This is a genomic window from Streptomyces huasconensis, from assembly GCF_021028635.1.
GTDB classification, from domain to species: Bacteria; Actinomycetota; Actinomycetes; order Streptomycetales; family Streptomycetaceae; genus Streptomyces; species Streptomyces huasconensis.
In genome coordinates, this window is the sequence record NZ_CP086119.1 from 1,550,395 (window position 1) to 1,567,905 (window position 17,511).

The window sequence follows — 17,511 nt, forward strand, 5'->3', positions numbered from 1 at the left end:
TAGACCAAGTTTCGAACGCGTGTACGACACGTGTGCGAGGCCCCTCCCCGGCCACCCCGGGCGTCGCCCGTTCGGCCCATCCCACCTGCGGGAACGACCGGCGCCCCGGAGCGTGGGGGCATGAAGTTCGTCGATGAGTTCAAGAGCGCCGTCACCCCGCGAGCAGCCCTGCTCGTCATCGGCGTACTCGCCCTCCAGCTGCTGTTCATCGCCTCCTACGTGGGGGCGCTGCACGACCCGAGACCAAAGGACGTGGCCTTCGGAGTGGTCGCCCCGGGCCCCGCGGCGAAGGAGACCGCCGACCGGCTGAAGAAGCTCCCCGGCGACCCCCTGGACCCCCGCGTCCTCAAGGACGAGGCCACGGCCCGGCGCCAGATCATGCACCGCGACATCGACGGCGCCCTGGTCGTCGACCCACGCGGCACCACCGACACCCTCCTGGTCGCCTCCGGCGGCGGCACCGCGCTCTCCCGGACCCTGACCACGCTCCTCACCGAGGCGGACGCGGCCGAGAAACGCACGGTGAAGACCGTGGACGTGGCCGCCGCGTCGGACAAGGACTTCAACGGGCTCTCGTCCTTCTACCTGGTCGTCGGCTGGTGCGTCGGCGGTTATCTGTGCGCGTCGATCCTGGCGATCAGCGCGGGCTCCCGGGCCGCGAACCTGCCGCGCGCGATCATCCGGCTCGGCACCATGGCGCTCTACTCGATCGTCGGCGGACTCGGCGGCGCGGTCATCATCGGGCCGATCCTCGGCGCCCTGCCCGGCAGCGTCATGGGCCTGTGGGGCCTCGGCGCGCTCGTCGTCTTCGGGGTCGGCGCGATCACGCTCGCCCTCCAGGCGCTCACCGGCATCGTGGGCATCGGCCTGGCCGTCCTGATCATCGTCATCGGGGGCAACCCGAGCGCGGGCGGCGCCTTCCCGCTGCCCATGCTGCCGGCGTTCTGGAAGGCGATCGGGCCCTGGCTGCCGCCCGGCGCGGGCACCTGGTCGGCGCGCTCCATCGCGTACTTCGAGGGGAACGCGCTCACCGGGCCGCTGCTGGTCCTGGCCGCCTGGGCGCTGGTCGGCGTGGTCGTCACCCTCGCGCTGTCCGCCCGGCGCGGCCGGCCGGCCAACGGTTCGATCGACCTCAGCGGCACGCAGTACGGCAGGCCCCTCGCCCCCTGAGCGGCGGGGAACCGTGTGCGCCCCGCCCCCGCGGGTCGCGGGGGCGGGGCGCACACGGTTCCGGCAGACCCGGCCTCAGTCTCTGCCTCAGCCGATTTGCGCGCCGTACGCGGTCAGCGCCTCCGTCACCGGCTGGAAGAAGGTCTCGCCCCCGGAGGAGCAGTCGCCGCTGCCGCCCGAGGTGAGGCCCAGCGCGGTGTCACCGGCGAAGAGCGCGCCGCCGCTGTCGCCGGGCTCGGCGCAGACCGTGGTCTGGATCAGCCCGTCGACCTGGCCCTCCTGGTAGTTCACCGTGGCGTTCAGCGCGGTGACCTCGCCGTCGTGGAGCTGCGTGGTGCTGCCGCTGCGCTGCACCTTCTGCCCGACCGTGGCCTCCCCCGCCTTGGTGATCGGCTGGCTGCTGCCGTTGTAGAGGTTCACCTCGCTGGGGTGCGGGGTGTCGGCCGTGTACTTCGCGAGGGCGTGGTCGTCGCCCGGGAAGCTCGACTCCACCGTGGTGCCGATCTCCTGGCCGCCCTGCGCGTCGGACCAGCTCTTGACCGCGTTGCCGCAGTGGCCCGCCGTCAGGAAGTGGGGCTGGCCGTCCTTGACGACGTTGAAACCGAGGGAGCAGCGCGAGCCGCCGCCGAAGATCGCGTCGCCACCGGCGAGGAAGGCCTTGAACTCGCCCTTGCTGTGCTTGAGTTCGGCCTTGCCGCCGAGGCTCTTCACGATCGAGCCGACCTTGTCGAGCGCGGCGCCCTTGACGGTGCGGTCCGCCGTGACGACGACCTTGTTGGTGGCCGGGTCCATCGCCCACGAGGTGCCGGGCACGGCCGCCTTCTCGTCGAGCGTGGTACGGGCGCGCTTCAGCTCGGCCAGGGAGTTCTCGACGATTCTGGCCTTGCCGCCCGCCGACTCCACGGCTTCCGCCGCGCTCTCGTTCAGCACGTTGACGACGAGGGCCTTGGCCTTGGCGTCGTAGTACGTGCCCGCGGCGTCCGCGCCGAGGTCCTGGGTCAGGGTCGATGCGAGCTTTCCGGCCTTCGCCACGGAGAGGACATCCGGGGTCGGGTCCGGCGCGCTCTCGCTCGCGTTCGCACTCTGGAAGGTGACTCCCGCGGCGACCAGCGCGGCGATGCCCGCGCCTGCCACGGCGGCACGCCGCTTGGATATGCGTCGGTGCTTCAAAACTCACGACCTCCTGTGGGGGGAACGACCCGCCCGGCGTGGGGGCCTGACGGGTCGTAGGCGGTACGCGGCACGAGATGGCCACGCCGGACGGCGGCGTTCGCCGCGCCGACGTGGCCGCGTCCATGCCAAGTTGCTCGCCCACTATCCCGACGCCTCGCGGTCGCACACAAGGTCCACTTCTGGACGCGCACGCGAAAACGGGCCGTGCGCCCTTCAGCTCTCGTACGACCCCATCGCGCCACGTCGTTCCCGTTGCAAACACCCTGTGCGAGGGAAGGGTCATCAGTGTGTGAGGACTAGTCCTGTCCGGTTCTCGCCGGTGGTCTCACGGAGCCGGTCCACGGCAGAGCCCCCGCCCGGGGACCGGACGGGGGCTCGTCGTGCTGCCGTTGGTCAGTACACGCTGACGTTGTACGCGCGCAGCGCCTCGGTGACCGGCTGGAAGAACGTCGTGCCGCCGGACGAGCAGTTGCCGCTGCCGCCGGAGGTCAGGCCGAGCGCGGTGGTACCCGCGTACAGCGGGCCGCCGCTGTCGCCGGGCTCGGCGCAGACCGTGGTCTTGATCATGCCGTAGACGACGTCGCCGCCGCCGTAGTTGACGGTCTGGTTGAGCGCGGTGACCCGGCCGCTGTGCGTGCCGGTGGTGGAGCCGCGGCGCGTCACGTTCTGTCCGACCGTCGGGTCGGCGGCGCTCGTGATGTCCTGGTTGCCCACCGTGCCCGACTTGGTGATCGAGGTGTTCGTGTAGCGCACGATCCCGTAGTCGTTCGTCGGGAAGCTGGAGCCGTGCGTGGTGCCGAGCACGGTCGTCTTCGCCGAGTTGGCCCACCAGGTGCCCGCGCCGTCGGTGCAGTGCCCCGCGGTCAGGAAGTAGTAGGTGCTGCCGTTGCGGACGTTGAAGCCGAGGGAACAGCGCCAGCTGTCCGCGTAGATGGCGTCGCCGCCCGAGATGTACTTCTGGAACTTGCCCGGGGTGCGCTCGATCTTCAGGGCGCCCGCGTTGGACCCGGCGGCCGCCTTGAGTTCGGCGATCTCCGCCTTGGAGACCGTGCTGTCGGCGGTGACGACGACCTGCTTGGTCTTCGGGTCGATGCCCCAGGCGGTGCCCGCGACATCGGCCTTGAGGACGGCGTCGCTGGCCTGCTTCAGCTGCGGGGCGCTGAAGGTGTCCCTGCCGTCCTGCGCGTTCGCCGCGGGGACGGCGAGCGCTCCGGCGGCGACGAGCCCGGTGGCTATCGCGAGCAGACGGGTGCGTCTGGCCATGCCGGTGTGGGGGATGGTGCGCTTGATCCTCACGTTGTTCCCTCCCGAGGGAAGTCAGTGGGTCCTTGTGGGTTGAGGACCCGTGAGGCGCAGCCAAGAGCAAGCCCGGATTCCGGATATGCCGTGCTCCTGACAAGCGCTGCTCGGGAGTATTGGGGGGCGAGGACCGGCCGCACAAGGGCGCCTTTCGGCCGTGCGCCGGTCCCTGTCCCGCCCGTTGTCGATCCCGCTCAGCGGTCGAGGAGATCCCGCTCCCCCGCCGCGATCTCCGTGGTCAGCGTGTTGCCCGGCGGCGGGAAGGGGCAGATGAAGTGATCGGCGAAGGCGCACGGCGGCAGCAGCGCCCGGTTGAAGTCGACCGCCGTACGCCCCTCGGCGTCGGGCGCGGCGGGCCGCAGGAAACGGAAGCGGTAGCTGGACACCCCGCTGGTGGCGTCAGCGAAGACCGCCCACAGGGAACCGTCGGCCTCGACGCTGACCTGGAGGGTGTGTTCGGTGCCGCCGAGCCGGAAGGACAGCTCACCGCCGAGCCCGAGGCCACGCTCCTTGCCGTCCGCGTTGCCGACCGTGACGGTGCGGTCCTCGTCGTACGGGGTGAAGTGCCCGGGCACGGCCCAGCGGGCGTCGTACGGGGTGGCGTCGATGCCCTTGAAGGCGCGGCGCGTGGCGGCGTCCGGGTCGAAGTCGCGTACCGCCCACAGCCCTTCGCGCCGGATGACGACGAGCCGGCGCTGTCCGTGCGCGACGCGGGCCTCGGCGACTGGGCCGCTGTCGGCGGTCAGCCGGACCTCGCCGTCCAGGGGCCGCCCGTCGACGGTCAGGCCGTCTTCCGCGCGGGCGGTCAGGACGACCGCGTCGGGCGTCCCGGTCCACCGCCCGGGGATGTCCAGAATTGAACCGTCCGGATGGTCGGTGAGCCAGTGGGTGCCGGTGAGGGAGAGCGGCCCGTAGGGGGCCGCGACCGTCTCGGCGCGCTCGGCGTGCCAGCGCTCCCAGTCCCGTACGGGTTCCGCGTCCGAAGCGGGCCCGGTGTGTCCGGCGTGCTCGGTGCGCTCGGTGCCTTTGGCGCCCTCGGTACCGTCGGCGCGCTCGGCGTCTTCGGTGTGCTCGGCGCGCTCAGTGCCGTCACCGCGCTCGGCGCGCTCGGCGCCCTCGGTACCGTCGGCGCGCTCGGCGTCTTCGGTGTGCTCGGCGCCTTTGGCGTGTTCGGTGCTCATGGTGATCAACCCTTCCATACGGGCTCGCGCAGCCCGAGGTGCGAGCGCAGCGTCGCGCCCGCGTATTCCGTGCGGTACGCGCCGCGCTCCTGGAGCAGGGGCACCACCTTCTCGACGAAGTCGTCGAGGCCGCCGGGGGTGAGGTGCGGGATGAGGATGAAGCCGTCGGCCGCGTCGGTGCGGACGGCCTCCACCAGTTCCTCGGCGACCGATCGCGGGGTGCCGATGAAGGTCTGGCGGGCGGTGGTCTCGATGACGGTCTGGCGGATGGAGAGCCCCTTGGCCTCGGACAGCGCCCGCCACTTCGCCGCGACGGCGAGCGGGTCGCCGATCCTCACGCGGCCCTGGGCCAGCTCCGACCCGGGGTCCGGGTCGATGTCGGGCAGCGGCCCGTCCGGGTCGTACGAGGAGAGGTCCACGCCCCAGACCTGCTCCAGGGCGAGGATCGCGTTCTGCGGGGAGACCTGGAGACGGCGGATCTCGGCGGCCTTCTCCTGGGCCTCGGCGGCGGTGTCGCCGAGGACGTAGGTGACGCCGGGCATGATCTTCAGGTCGTCGGGGGCCCGCCCGTACGTCGCCAGGCGGCCCTTCACATCGGCGTAGAAGGCGCGGCCGGCCTCCGGTGTGCCGTGCCGGGTGAAGATCACGTCGGCGGCCGAGGCGGCGAACTCCCGCCCCTCGGGCGAGTCGCCCGCCTGGATCACCACGGGGTGCCCCTGCGGGGAGCGCGGCACGGTGAACTCGCCCTCGATCGCGAAGTGTTCCCCGTGGTGCGCGAAGGGCCGCGGCCGGCCGTCCGGCGTCCAGGAGTCCCACAGCTGCCGCGCCGTCGCCAGGAACTCGGCGGCCCGCGTGTACCGGTCGGCCCGGTCGAGGTAGCCGCCGCGGCGGAAGTTCTCCCCGGTGAAGGCGTCCGAGGTGGTGACGACGTTCCAGGCGGCGCGGCCCGCGCTGAGGTGGTCGAGGGTGGCGAACCTGCGGGCCAGCTCGAAGGGTTCGTTGAAGGTCGCGCTGACGGTGGCCGCGAGGCCGAGCCGCTCGGTGACGGCGGCGAGCGCGGCCAGGACGGTGAGCGACTCGGGTCTGCCGACGACGTCCAGGTCGTGGATGCGCCCCTTGTGCTCGCGCAGCCGCAGCCCCTCGGCGAGGAAGAAGAAGTCGAACAGGCCGCGCTCGGCGGTGCGGGCCAGGTACTCGAAGGACGAGAAGTCGATGTGGGAGCGGGACCTCGGGTCGGACCAGACGGTGGTGCTGTTGACGCCCGGGAAGTGGGCGGCCAGATGGATCTGCTTGCCGGTGGCCTGCCCTGCGTGCCCGGTGGTCTTCTCGCTCATGACGGCTCCCCTGCGAGCGCGGTGTGACGGTTGGCGGGCCGGGCGAGCCCCAGGTGCTCCCGGAGCGTGCTGCCCGGATAGAAGGTGCGGAACTGTCCGCGGTGCTGGAGCAGCGCGACGGTTCCGTTGACGAGCCGCTCCAGGTCGCGGTGCGGCTCGACGGGCGTCAGGTGGAAGCCGTCGACGGCGCCCGCGCGGTGCCAGTCGGCCATCAGCTCGGCCAGGTCGACGGGGCCGCCCCGGTAGGCGGGGCCCTCGGCGGTGGGCAGCGGCCCTCCCCCGTGGCCCGGCTCGGCGGCGCACTCACCGCCGCCGAGGTCCACGTCCAGGGCGGCGAACACCCGCAGCGTGTCCGGGTCGCGGCCGGACCCCGCGGCGAGGCCCCGCAGTTCGGCCCGCGCGGCATCCGCCTGGCGGACGGAGGCGACGCGCACCAGGGCGACGTCCGCGTGCCGGGCGGCGGCCTCGCGGGCGGGCGGGGCGGTGGCGTCGACGACCCGTACGGGATGGCCCTGCGGGGGCCGCGGCACGATGGAGGGGCCCCGCACCGAGAAGGTGCGCCCCTCGAAGTCGACGTGGTGCAGCTTGTCCCGGTCGATGAAGCGGCCGCTCGCGACGTCCCGTATCTCCGCGTCGTCCTCCCAGCTGTCCCACAACAGCGCGGCCGCGTCGGCGACGTCACCGGCCTCGCGCCACAGCTCTTCGGGCGGCGCGGCCCCGCGCCGCCCGAAGAGCCGGGCCTCGGCCTCGGTCGCCGACACGTCCAGGGCCCAGCCGGCCCGGCCCCGGCTGACCCAGTCGAGGGTGGCCACGGCGGCCTGCACGTGGAACGGCTCGGTGTGCGTGGTCGTGACGGTCGGCACGAGTCCGACGCGGCCGGTGGCGGGCGCGATCCTGGCGGCCACGGCGAGCGCGTCCGGGCCGGGCCGCGCGAAGGAGTCCCCCAGCGTGACGAAGTCCAGGGCTCCGCGCTCGGCCAGGAGCGCCAGCTCCGCGTAGGGGCCGGACTCGTACGTTCCGAGGAGGTCGATGGCGGCGGCGATGTGCAGGGGGCCACGGCCGCTTCCATGATCGGTCATCGGCTGAACCTTTCTCGGCGGGTCCGGCTGCGTCCGCAGGACCCGCGTCTAGAGGACTTTGGAGAGGAACGCCTTGGTGCGGGCGTGCCGCGGGGCGTTCAGTACGTCGTCCGGGGCGCCCTGTTCGACGACGCGCCCGTCGTCCATGAAGACGACGGTGTCGGCGACCTCGCGGGCGAAGCCGATCTCGTGCGTGACGACGATCATCGTGGTGCCCTGCCGCGCCAGGTCCTTGATGACGTCGAGGACCTCGCCCACCAGTTCCGGGTCGAGCGCGGAGGTCGGCTCGTCGAAGAGCAGGAGCCTCGGCTCCAGGGCGAGCGCCCGGGCGATGGCGACCCTCTGCTGCTGCCCGCCGGAGAGCTGCCGGGGGTAGGCGCCCGCCTTGTCGGCGAGTCCGACCCGGGCGAGCAGGGCCTTCGCGCTCGCGGTGGCCGCCGCTCGGGGCCGTTTCAGGGCCCAGACGGGGGCCTCGACGACGTTCTCCAGGACGGTCAGGTGCGGGAAGAGGTGGAAGTCCTGGAAGACGAAGCCGATCCGGGTGCGCTGCCTGAGCACCTCGCGTTCGGGCAGCTCGTACAGCTTGTCGCCGGAGCGCCGGTAGCCGATCGGCGTGCCGCCGACGCTCACCCACCCCGCGTCGGCCCTCTCCAGGTGGTTGATGGTGCGCAGGAGCGTCGACTTGCCGGACCCGGAGGGGCCGAGGATCACGGTCACCTCCCCGGCCGCCACCGTCAGGTCGACACCCTTGAGGACCTCCAGGGGGCCGAAGGACTTGCGTACGGAACGGAGTTCGACCATGGCGGTCGTGGCGGTCATCGTGCGGCTCCCAGGATGTCGAGCAGGGCGCGTGCGGTGGCGTCGTTCTGCCGGAAGGACGGGCTGTTGGTGCGCGGCCGGGTGAAGGCGCCCGCGCCCCGCGCGTTGGTGTGCGGGCCGAGTGCGAAGCGCCGCGGGTGGGGCACGCCCGCGCGGTCGAGGACGCGTCCGTCGGCGGGGTCGACGGCGAGCAGGCCGGCTTCGGTCGCCGCCGCGCCCTCGGCGTGCAGCGCGCGCAGCAGCGGGTCACGGGTACGGGCCACGGTGGGCTGCGGCAGCCGTGCCTCGACGAGCGCGCGGGCCTCGGTGACATGGCCCGGCAGGGTGGCGCTGCGGGCCCTGAACACCCCGCCCTCGGCGGCGACTTCGACGTCGGCGCCGAGGAACCGCACGACACCGGCGCGCGACAGGGCGAGCAGCTGCCGCAGCCGCGGCCCCGGCGGCCCGGACGCGAGGAGGCTGAAGAAGCCGTGCCACCACGTCCCGACGTCCGGGAGGCGCGTCAGCTGCCCGTAGACGGAGAGGAGCCCGAGGAAGACGGCGAGGTCGGGGCTGTGCGCCGGGTCGTGGCGGCGCGCGAGGTCCCGGGCGATGTGGCCGCGCAGACCCTCCTGGAGCGCTTGGTACGAGGTGTGGCGCACTCCGGAGAGCGGCCGGTCGAGCGCGGCGAGGTCGAGCCGGTCGGCGGGGTCGGGCACGGCGGAGGCGATGAGGGCGTCCCGTTCGGGGCTGCCGGGGGCGCAGGCCTCGTACTTCTCGTCGAAGTCCCGCCAGGCCATGCGGGTGCGCTCGGGGTGGGCGGTGAAGAGGCGGTGGTAGTGGGCGAAGCCGAGTTCCCGCTCGATGAGCGGCCACACGTCGCGCCGGAAGTCGTGGCCGCCGGGCCGGGCGAGCAGCGTGTCGATCTGGGCGGGCCCCAAGTGGCGTGGCAGCGGCGGCGGTTCACCCGTCCAGTCGTAGCCGATCTTGGAGTGGTAGGGGACGCCTCGCCGTGAGCCGACGTACAGGACGGGCTCGCGTCCGGACGGGATGTACGTGTCCTGGGCCCTCCCCTCGTACCGGCCGCCGCGCCCCTCGGTGAGCAGCACCATCAGGTCGACGAAGGCGAGCCCGAAGCCGCGTACGAGCACGGGTTCGCCGGGCGCGAGACTTGTGAGGTCGGCGTCGGCGGTGAAGTCGGGCGGCAGGTGCACGAGTCCGTGCCGCTCGGCGTACGAGGTCAACTCACGCTGCGTGTCGTCCGGTTCGGCGTCCAGGTGGCCCTGGGCGAGGAGGACGGCGTCGGCTGCGAGCGGCGCCGTGACACCCTCCAGCCACACCGCCTGGCGGCCCCCGCGCGGCCCGGTCACGCGTACCGCCCTGCGCCGGTGGTGGTGGACGACGGTGCCGGGCGGCAGGGCGGCCACGGCCTTCTCGTACACCCAGCGCAGATACCGGCTCTGCTCGCGGCGGCCGGCGAAGGCGCGGCCGTCGAGCCCGGCCCAGGCGTCGAGGGAGGGACCCGGCAGGACGGGCCCCGCGACCTCCACCGTCGCGTCGGTGAACATCGTCACGTCCTTGGCCTGCGAGTTCATCCAGAGCAGGGGGGACTGGTCGTGCCGCCAGACGCGGCCGCCGCCTGGCGGGTAGGGGTCCACGAGGTGGATGTCGAGGCCCGGACCGGCGTATAGCTCGGGGGCGTTGGCCGCGAGGCGCTCCATGACCCCGGTGCCGCGCGGACCGGCACCCACGATCACCAGCGAGTGCCTCACCGGGCACGCTCCGAACCGCGTGCGTAGTACCGCTCGACGTAGTACTGCCCGACGCCGAGCACCGAGGTGACCACGACGTACCAGAGGGTGGCGACCAGGAGCAGCGGGATGACCTGGTAGGTGCGGTGGTAGACGAGCTGCACGGAGTAGAGCAGGTCCTGCACCGCGATGACGCTGACGATGGAAGTGCCCTTGAGGGTGCCGATCAGCATGTTCCCGGCCGGCGGCACGATGGAGCGCATCGCCTGCGGCAGCACGACGCGCCACCCGCGGCGCCACCTGCCGAGGCCGAGCGACCGCGCGGCCTCGGTCTGCCCCCGGTCGACGGAGAGGATGCCGCCGCGCACCACCTCGGCGGCGTACGCGGCCTCGTGCAGGGTGAGCCCGATGACGGCGATGGTCACGGGCCCGAGGAGGTCGACCGTCTTGACGCCGAACACCCGCGGGTACAGCGCCCCGATGTTGAACCAGAACAGCAGCTGCACCAGGATCGGCATCGACCTGAAGAACCAGACGTACCCCCAACTGACCGCGCGCAGCACGGGGTTGGCGGAGAGTCTGCCGACGGCGAGCAGCGTGCCGAGCGCGAAGCCGAGCACCATGACGGCCGCGGTCAGCCAGAGCGTGAGCCCGAGGCCGCGCAGCACGGCCGCCGTGGTGAAGTACTCGCCGACGACGTCCCACTGGAACGCCTCGTTGCGGGCGACGGAGTGGGCGGCGAGCGCGAGCAGCGCGAGGACGAGGGCGGCGGCCGTCCACTGGCCCGCGCGGGGCCGGGGCACGATGCGGGGCGTGGCGGAGGCCGCTTCAGGACCATCGGGGCCTACGGATTCTTCGGAATCTGCGGGATTCGCGGGATCTTCGGGAGGAGGGGTGGTCGCGGCTTTGGCGAAGGTGCCGGAAGGCATGCGGAAGGCTCCGTGGATACGGGAGTGCGAGCACGGGTGACGCCTTCACGGGACCGAGCCCCTCAGCACGATCCGCCTTGAGAGTACGGGCCGTTTCGCGCCCGCTGTCAAGGCCGTCCAGCATATGAGCCGTACGTCTCACGGCAGTTGACACCTCGCCGAATGCCTGTTCCACTTGGCCCATGCATCCACAGCAGTGGCTGGTCACGCGCTCCCACATCGACTTCGGTCGCGTGTGGTCGGCGTCCTGTTGATGCCCTCCTGAGCCGACCCCCTGCGCCGCACGCGGCACCCGAGCCCGCTCGCATCCGCTGAGCCCGCTCCGCCGCGCCCGGGCGGGTCCCCGCGCTCACCCTCTCCCTCTCCTCGTCCCGACGGCCGCGCGCCCGCGCGCCGTCGTCCTCGCCTTCACACGCGCACGTCACCGCTCCGCCCGCCGCGAGCGGTGACACCCCTCCCCTCGCACGGCCGTTCCGCCCCGCCCCGCTTCGTCCAGCCCAGCCGGAGAACCACGCCATGAGAGCACAGCCATGAGCACAGCCCTGCCCGCACCCGAGCGTTCCCGCCGCATCCCGGTGGCCTTCGCCCTGATCACCGCCGCCACCCTCGCGCTCACGGCCTGCGGCTCCGGGGGCGCCGCCGACACCACGGGCGCCGCTCCCGCGGGACGGAGCGGCACGATCCCCACCGCGGACGTCGTCTCCCCGGTCGAGAAGGACGCGGCGGCGGCCCGGCTGCTGCCGCCGGAGGTACGCGCCCGGGGCACCCTCCGCGTCGCCGCCTCCGTCGGCGGCACCCCGCCCGGGGCCTTCTACCGGGAGGACGGCAGGACGGTCGTCGGACAGGACATCGACTTGGCGGACGCCGTCGCCAAGGTCCTCGGGCTGCGGCTGAAGCGCGAGGCCGCGAGCTTCGAGGCGATCCTCCCCGCCCTCGGCAGCGGCAAGTACGACCTCGGCACGGGCAACTTCGGCGTGACCGACGAGCGCCGCAGGACCATCGACTTCGTCACGTACATCAACGACGGCCAGGGCTTCGCCGTCCGTGAGGACAGCGGACTGAAGAAGATCACCCACCTCGAACAGCTCTGCGGTCTGAACGTGGCGACCGGCGCCGGCACCACCTTCGAGGTGACGCTGGAGGACAACAAGCATGTGTGCGAGGAGGCCGGCAAGGAGCCGTACGGCGTCAAGACGTACGCCGAGCCGGGCGCCGTCTGGCCGGCCCTGCGGCAGGGCCGCGCCGACGTGGTGATGTCCACCATCAACGGCCTGCGCTACGCGGTCCACCAGCAGGAGGGCCTGCGGTTCCTCGGCGAGTACCGCCGCCTCGACGTCGGCTTCGCCTTCAAGAAGGGCACGAAGCTGGCCCCGGCGTTCCGGGCGGCGGTGAACCGGCTGATCGAGGACGGCACGTACGACCGCATTCTGAAGAAGTGGGGCACCCGGGGCTCGGCGATCGAGGCCTCCCGGATCTCCCCGCCGGAGATCACGGACTGACGTCCCGTCACCCCACGGCGGCTTAGAGCCCGCAGTCGCAGCAGGAGCAGCACTCGCAGATGCCGCAGCAGCCGCAGTCGCAGTCGCAGTTGTTGCAGCAGCCCTCGCGCTTCTTGCGGGACCACGGCCCTTCGTACTCGTCGGCGCAGCACATCTTGCACGTGCAGCACAGGCCGATGGCGACCGCGCATCCCGCCCAGAAGCCGCGCTTGCCCGGCTTCGGCGGCTGCGGCTCGAAGGCGGGACCGCCACCGAAGCCACCGGGCCCGCCCGGACCACCCGGCCCGCCGCCCCCGTACGGGTTGCCGCCCCCGCCATAGGGATGCTGCGAGCCGTACGGGCCCCCAGCGGAATCCCCGTAGGGACCGCCCTGCTGCGGCCCGTGTGGCGACCCCGGCTGGGGCCCCTGCTGCGGACCCTGCTGTGGAGGCCCGAACGAGCCCGCCTGATGCCCTGTCACCTGGTGGCCGTGGCCGTGACCGCACGCGTCCGTCCCGAAGGCCCGGTCGACCGAGCGGCGCAGTTCGTGCGCCAGCAGCATGTGCGCGAGCTTGCCGTCGGTGAACTCCACGTCGCGCAGCGCGAGGCGTATGCCGTGCAGCGCGTCGTCGGCGAGGCGGCGGGCCTCGGCGAGGGAGGTGCCGGTCGCGGTGAGGGGGTTCCACGCACCCGACGCGGCGTCAGCTTCCTTGTCCTCCACCGCGTCGAGCAGGTGCGCGAGGCGACCGAAGAGGCGGCCCGCCTCGGCGAGCGGCGTCGCGTTGCCCGGCCGTCCGGCGAGGACCGCGGTGTGCGCGAAGGCCGCCGCGGTCGCGGTCTCGGTCGGCTCGGTGACCGTGAGCAGCGAGGTGCCGCGCCCCGCCAGGGCCTCGATCCCGGCCTGCCGTTCGACGGCGTCCACCAGGACGGCCGTGTCGAACCCCACGGCGGAGCCGGTCCGGGCGCCCGCCCTGTCCCAGCTCCTGGCCACGCGCCGCGCGGCGGCGGCCACCGGGCGTCGCGCCAGGAGCCCATCGCCGTCGACGACATGGTCCCGGACCTTCGCCGAGGCGAGCACCAGCGAGACGGCGGCGGCGAGCCGCGCCCCCTCGCCTTGCGCGACCGAGGCCGTGCGCATCCCACGCAGCGGACAGGGCCCCGCGGTGCGCCGCCAGCCGGTGGACCGCTCGGCCTGAGCCTCCGTCAGGACGGAGATGATGAGCCCGTCGTAGTTGGTGACGACGCGGGCGAACTGCCCGTGGTCCCCGCGCAGCGCGAGGCAGAGCCCGCACAGGTGCGCTGTCCACTGCGTCTTGAGCCCCTCACCGAGGCGGTGGCTACAAGGCCTGACGATTCCGAACACGACGACGACTCCCCCGAGCGGCCCGTAGCTGATCAGCTCCCGCATCGTAGCGAGAACCGTTCACCCGTCCGCACCCACCGTCACCCATACGCCGTCGACCATCATATTTCACTCTCAGTCAGCAACCGCGCACAGTACGGCCCTTGAAGTACGGCGTGCGTCGGCGTGTTGACTGTGCACCAGTACCGTCACGAAAACCCCGCGCGGCGACTATCCACTTGGCGCACCATCCGCATCATGGACGAGCATAGGAATGCGGAACGCAGGGAAACCGCAGTGAGAGGAGGCGTCCATGGGATCGGTGCGCAAGGCAAGTGCTTGGCTTGGCCTCGTCGACGACAACAACGACGAGCGCTACTACGACGACGGCTACGAAGACGACCGGGACGAGGGGCCCGGCCGGCCGGAGGCCTGGGTCACCGACCCGCGGGGGCGGGTGGCCGACGAGAAGGCCGTGGACGACGGGCGCCGGATCGGGACCGTGACCCCGGACAGCTTCCGGGACGCGCGCGCCATCGGCGAGCTGTTCCGGGACGGCGTCCCGGTCATCATGAACCTCACGGCGATGGAGCCCACGGACGCCAAGCGCGTGGTCGACTTCGCCGCCGGTCTCACCTTCGGCCTGCGCGGTTCGATCGAGCGCGTGGCGACGCGGGTCTTCCTGCTGACCCCCGCCGACACGCACATCGTCAACGGCGAGGCCACGAGCCGCCCCTCGGACGGCTTTTTCAACCAGAGCTAGGGGCAAGGCCGCTCACCGGGAGCCGACCGGGGTCACCGGAAGGCGTCGAGGCCGGTGAGCGCCTTGCCCAGCACCAGCTGATGCATCTCGACGGTGCCCTCGTAGGTGAGCACCGATTCGAGGTTCGTCGCGTGCCGCATGACGGGGTACTCCAGTGAGATCCCGTTGGCGCCCAGGATGGTCCTGGCCGTGCGGCAGATCTCGATCGCTTCGCGCACGTTGTTGAGCTTGCCGAAGCTGACCTGTTCGGGACGGAGCCGGCCGGCGTCCAGGCGCCGTCCGAGATGATGGGCGAGCAGGACGCCCTTGTGCAGCTCGACCGCCATGTCGGCGAGCTTGGCCTGGGTGAGCTGGAAGCCGCCGATGGGCCGGCCGAACTGCTCGCGGGTCTTCGCGTACTCCACCGCCGCGTCGAAGGACGACCGGGCGGCGCCCATCGCACCCCAGACGATGCCGTAGCGCGCGTGGGACAGACAGCTGAGCGGGCCCTTCAGGCCGACGACCCCGGGCAGGACCGCGTCGGCGGGCAGCCGCACCTCGTCCAGCACCAGTTCACTGGTGACGCTCGCGCGCAGCGACCACTTGTGCTTGATCTCCGGTGCCGAGAAGCCGGGACTGTCGGTCGGTACGACGAAGCCCCTGATCCCCTCCTCGGTCTGCGCCCAGACGACGGCGACCCCCGCCACTGACCCGTTCGTGATCCACATCTTGCGTCCGCTGAGCACCCAGTCGCCGCCGGCCGCGCCGTCCTTCTTCGCGTACGTCCGCATGGACGCCGGGTCCGAGCCGTGGTCGGGTTCGGTCAGGCCGAAGCAGCCGATGATCTCGCCGGCGGCCATGCCGGGCAGCCACCGCTGCTTCTGCTCCTCGGAGCCGAAGCGGTGGACGGCGTACATGGCGAGGGAGCCCTGCACGGAGACCAGGGAGCGGATGCCGGAGTCGGCGGCCTCCAGCTCCAGGCAGGCCAGCCCGTACTGGACGGCGCTCGCGCCCGCGCAGCCGTGGCCTTCCAGTGACATGCCGAGCGCCCCGAGGGAGCCGAGTTCGCGGGCCAGCTCACGGATGCCGGGCAGTTCGCCCTTCTCGTACCACTCGGCGATGTGCGGCAGGACCCGGTCGGCGGCCCAGGCCCGCACGGTGTCGCGGATCGCGAGGTCCTCGGGGGCGAGGAGGTCGTCGATGCCGAGGGGATCGGCGGGATCGAAGGGCGGCAGAGGGGTGCGGGCACTTGCGGACATGCGGGCCTCCGGCGACACAAAACTAGCAGTGGTAGTTCACTACGGCTCGCGCTGACGTTACGACGCGGGGTGCCGCGCGTCCAGGGTGACCCGGTGCGGGGCCCCATCCCGGGCAACGCCGTGCGGCATCCCCCGCCCAGCGCTCCCCTGCCCGGTTCAGCGCAAGGAGTCCGCGCCCACGCCCGCCGGATCCCGGGGCGCCGGAATGCCCTGCTCGGCCCGGGGCGCGGGCGGTGCCCCGCACTCCATGGCACGCGGCAGCCGCAGCGCCGCGAGCGCGCCGAGCAGCAGGAGACCGGCGCTGACCAGCAGCGTCACGTGCAGGCCGTGCACGAAGGAGTCGCGGGCCGCGGCGCGCAGGGCCTCGCCCGCACCGCCGCCGAGCCGTGCGGCCACTTCGTACGCCTCGCCGAGCGAGTGGGCGGCCGCCGCGCTGTCGGCCGGCGGGACGCCCGGCACCGAGGAGAGGCCCGGCGCGTACGCGGCGTTCATGACGGTGCCGAGCAGTGCGATGCCGATGCCCGCGCCCAGCTGGTAGGAGGTCTCGCCGATCGCGGCGGCGCCGCCCGCCTGCGCGGGCGGGGCCTCGCTGAGCATCGATTCGTAGGCGCCGAAGAGCGTGGTCTCCAGGCCGAAGCCGAGCAGGACGAAGCCGGTGAGCAGCAGGGTGTCGTTGGCGTGGCCGCCCATGCCGGTCAGCACCACCACGGCGGCCGCGGTGAGGCAGAACCCCGTGCAGACCATGGTGCGCGGACCGAAGCGGTGCAGCAGCTTCGACCCGGCGAGGCCCGCGGCCATCGCGGCGATGGTGAGCGGCAGCAGCCGCAGGCCGGTCTCCAGCGGGGAGAGGCCGAGGACCAGCTGGAGGTACTGGGCGGCGATCAGTTCCAGGCCCACGAGCGCGAGCATGGCGAGCACGATGCAGCCGACCGACGTGCTGAACGCGGGCCGCCGGAACATCGACAGGTCGACCAGCGGGTGCTTGCGCCGCCGCTGCCTGCGGACGAACCCGGTGAGCAGGGCGGCGCCCACGGCCAGGGAGAGCAGCGTCGTCGCGCCGAGCGGCGACTCGCCGCCGCCGAGCCGCTTCACGCCGAGCACGACGCCGAAGAGACCGCCCGCGGCCATCAGCGCGCCGGCCACGTCCCACGGCCCGTCGCGCTCCCCGGTCGACTCGGGCAGCAGCCAGCGTCCGACGGGCAGGCTGACCAGCATCAGCGGGATGTTGATGAAGAAGACGGAGCCCCACCAGAAGTGCTCCAGGAGGAACCCGCCGAGCAGCGGCCCGACGGCCGCGCCCACGGCGGCCACCGCGCTCCAGATGCCGATGGCGACGGCCCGCTCGCGCCGGTCGGGGAAGACCTGGCGCAGGATCGACAGCGTCGCGGGCATGATCATCGCGCCGCCGACGCCGAGCAGCGCCCGCGCGGCGATCAGCACCTGCGCGTTGTCGGCGACGGCCGCGACCGCCGAGGCGACGCCGAAGAGGGCGTACCCGAGCAGCAGCACACGTCTGCGGCCGACGCGGTCGCCGAGTGTGCCGAAGAGGATGAGGAGCGAGGCGCAGACCAGTGGGTAAATGTCCACGATCCACAGCAGTTCGATCGCTCCGGGCTTCAGGTCCTCGGTGACGGCGGGCACGGCGACGTGCAGGACGGTGGCGTCGACCGCGACCAGCAGCAGGCTGACGCAGAGGACGACGAGCACGAGCCAGCGGTTGGCACCGGCACCGGCCCCGGAACCCCGACGGCCCTGCGGTGCTGCGGCCGTGGTCGTCCCGGACATGTGCGTACCTCCCAGTGATCCCTCGCTTCGGCGGCCTGCGGGATGGGGACTGGCTGCTCCGGCGGCGCAGACAAAGGCGAGTGAGCGGCCAGAGTACGCGAGTTCATCCCTGAGGCGCGTGGTGGACCTCTCATGGTTGTACGGAGGTGATGTGGCGTGCGCCACGCCCTCCACGCCCAGGCCACGCCCCG

The 17,511-nt window shown here is 72.7% G+C and carries 14 protein-coding genes; 3 read left to right on the plus strand and 11 right to left on the minus strand.

What is annotated here, in order from left to right:
- Nucleotides 1-120: 120 nt before the first annotated feature.
- Nucleotides 121-1,170 (plus strand): ABC-2 transporter permease, encoded by a 1,050-nt coding sequence (locus tag J2N69_RS06970; RefSeq protein WP_230899952.1) that lies wholly within the window; start codon nt 121-123, stop codon nt 1,168-1,170.
- A gap of 87 nt (nt 1,171-1,257) precedes the next feature.
- Here J2N69_RS06970 and J2N69_RS06975 read toward each other — a convergent pair whose 3' ends face one another.
- From J2N69_RS06975 to J2N69_RS07010, 8 genes are all read right to left on the minus strand, one after another.
- Nucleotides 1,258-2,340 carry a S1 family peptidase gene (locus J2N69_RS06975; protein WP_230899953.1) on the minus strand — a complete coding sequence of 361 codons (1,083 nt, stop codon included), beginning with the start codon at nt 2,338-2,340 and terminating at the stop codon, nt 1,258-1,260.
- A gap of 396 nt (nt 2,341-2,736) precedes the next feature.
- Complete coding sequence (locus tag J2N69_RS06980) at nt 2,737-3,639, minus strand: S1 family peptidase (protein WP_230899954.1); 903 nt, start codon at nt 3,637-3,639, stop codon at nt 2,737-2,739.
- 197 nt (nt 3,640-3,836) lie between these two features.
- Nucleotides 3,837-4,823, minus strand: a complete 987-nt coding sequence (locus J2N69_RS06985; RefSeq protein ID WP_230899955.1) for a DUF1684 domain-containing protein — start codon at nt 4,821-4,823, stop codon at nt 3,837-3,839.
- A gap of 5 nt (nt 4,824-4,828) precedes the next feature.
- On the minus strand, nt 4,829-6,157 hold the full coding sequence (locus tag J2N69_RS06990) for an NtaA/DmoA family FMN-dependent monooxygenase (protein WP_230899956.1): 1,329 nt from the start codon (nt 6,155-6,157) through the stop codon (nt 4,829-4,831).
- Nucleotides 6,154-7,236, minus strand: a complete 1,083-nt coding sequence (locus tag J2N69_RS06995; RefSeq protein WP_230899957.1) for an LLM class flavin-dependent oxidoreductase — start codon at nt 7,234-7,236, stop codon at nt 6,154-6,156. Before J2N69_RS06995 ends, J2N69_RS06990 begins: the two co-directional genes overlap by 4 nt.
- Nucleotides 7,237-7,284: 48 nt before the next feature.
- Complete coding sequence (locus J2N69_RS07000) at nt 7,285-8,055, minus strand: amino acid ABC transporter ATP-binding protein (RefSeq protein WP_272595813.1); 771 nt, start codon at nt 8,053-8,055, stop codon at nt 7,285-7,287.
- Nucleotides 8,052-9,806 (minus strand): FAD/NAD(P)-binding protein, encoded by a 1,755-nt coding sequence (locus tag J2N69_RS07005; RefSeq protein ID WP_230899958.1) that lies wholly within the window; start codon nt 9,804-9,806, stop codon nt 8,052-8,054. Before J2N69_RS07005 ends, J2N69_RS07000 begins: the two co-directional genes overlap by 4 nt.
- Nucleotides 9,803-10,714, minus strand: coding sequence for an amino acid ABC transporter permease (locus J2N69_RS07010; protein WP_230899959.1), 912 nt, complete (start codon nt 10,712-10,714; stop codon nt 9,803-9,805). Before J2N69_RS07010 ends, J2N69_RS07005 begins: the two co-directional genes overlap by 4 nt.
- 530 nt (nt 10,715-11,244) lie before the next feature.
- On the opposite strand from J2N69_RS07010, the gene J2N69_RS07015 reads away from it, so the two are divergent.
- Complete coding sequence (locus J2N69_RS07015; protein WP_230899960.1) at nt 11,245-12,213, plus strand: ABC transporter substrate-binding protein; 969 nt, start codon at nt 11,245-11,247, stop codon at nt 12,211-12,213.
- Nucleotides 12,214-12,235: 22 nt separating this feature from the next.
- On the opposite strand, the gene J2N69_RS07020 is transcribed toward J2N69_RS07015, so the two are convergent.
- Nucleotides 12,236-13,555, minus strand: a complete 1,320-nt coding sequence (locus J2N69_RS07020; protein WP_230904616.1) for a DUF5685 family protein — start codon at nt 13,553-13,555, stop codon at nt 12,236-12,238.
- A gap of 292 nt (nt 13,556-13,847) precedes the next feature.
- On the opposite strand from J2N69_RS07020, the gene J2N69_RS07025 reads away from it, so the two are divergent.
- Nucleotides 13,848-14,297 (plus strand): cell division protein SepF, encoded by a 450-nt coding sequence (locus J2N69_RS07025; RefSeq protein WP_127912473.1) that lies wholly within the window; start codon nt 13,848-13,850, stop codon nt 14,295-14,297.
- 32 nt (nt 14,298-14,329) lie between these two features.
- On the opposite strand, the gene J2N69_RS07030 is transcribed toward J2N69_RS07025, so the two are convergent.
- Together J2N69_RS07030 and J2N69_RS07035 are read right to left on the minus strand one after the other, a co-directional pair.
- Nucleotides 14,330-15,535, minus strand: a complete 1,206-nt coding sequence (locus J2N69_RS07030) for an acyl-CoA dehydrogenase family protein (RefSeq protein WP_230899961.1) — start codon at nt 15,533-15,535, stop codon at nt 14,330-14,332.
- 156 nt (nt 15,536-15,691) lie between these two features.
- Nucleotides 15,692-17,320, minus strand: a complete 1,629-nt coding sequence (locus J2N69_RS07035) for an MFS transporter (protein WP_230899962.1) — start codon at nt 17,318-17,320, stop codon at nt 15,692-15,694.
- Nucleotides 17,321-17,511: the final 191 nt, after the last annotated feature.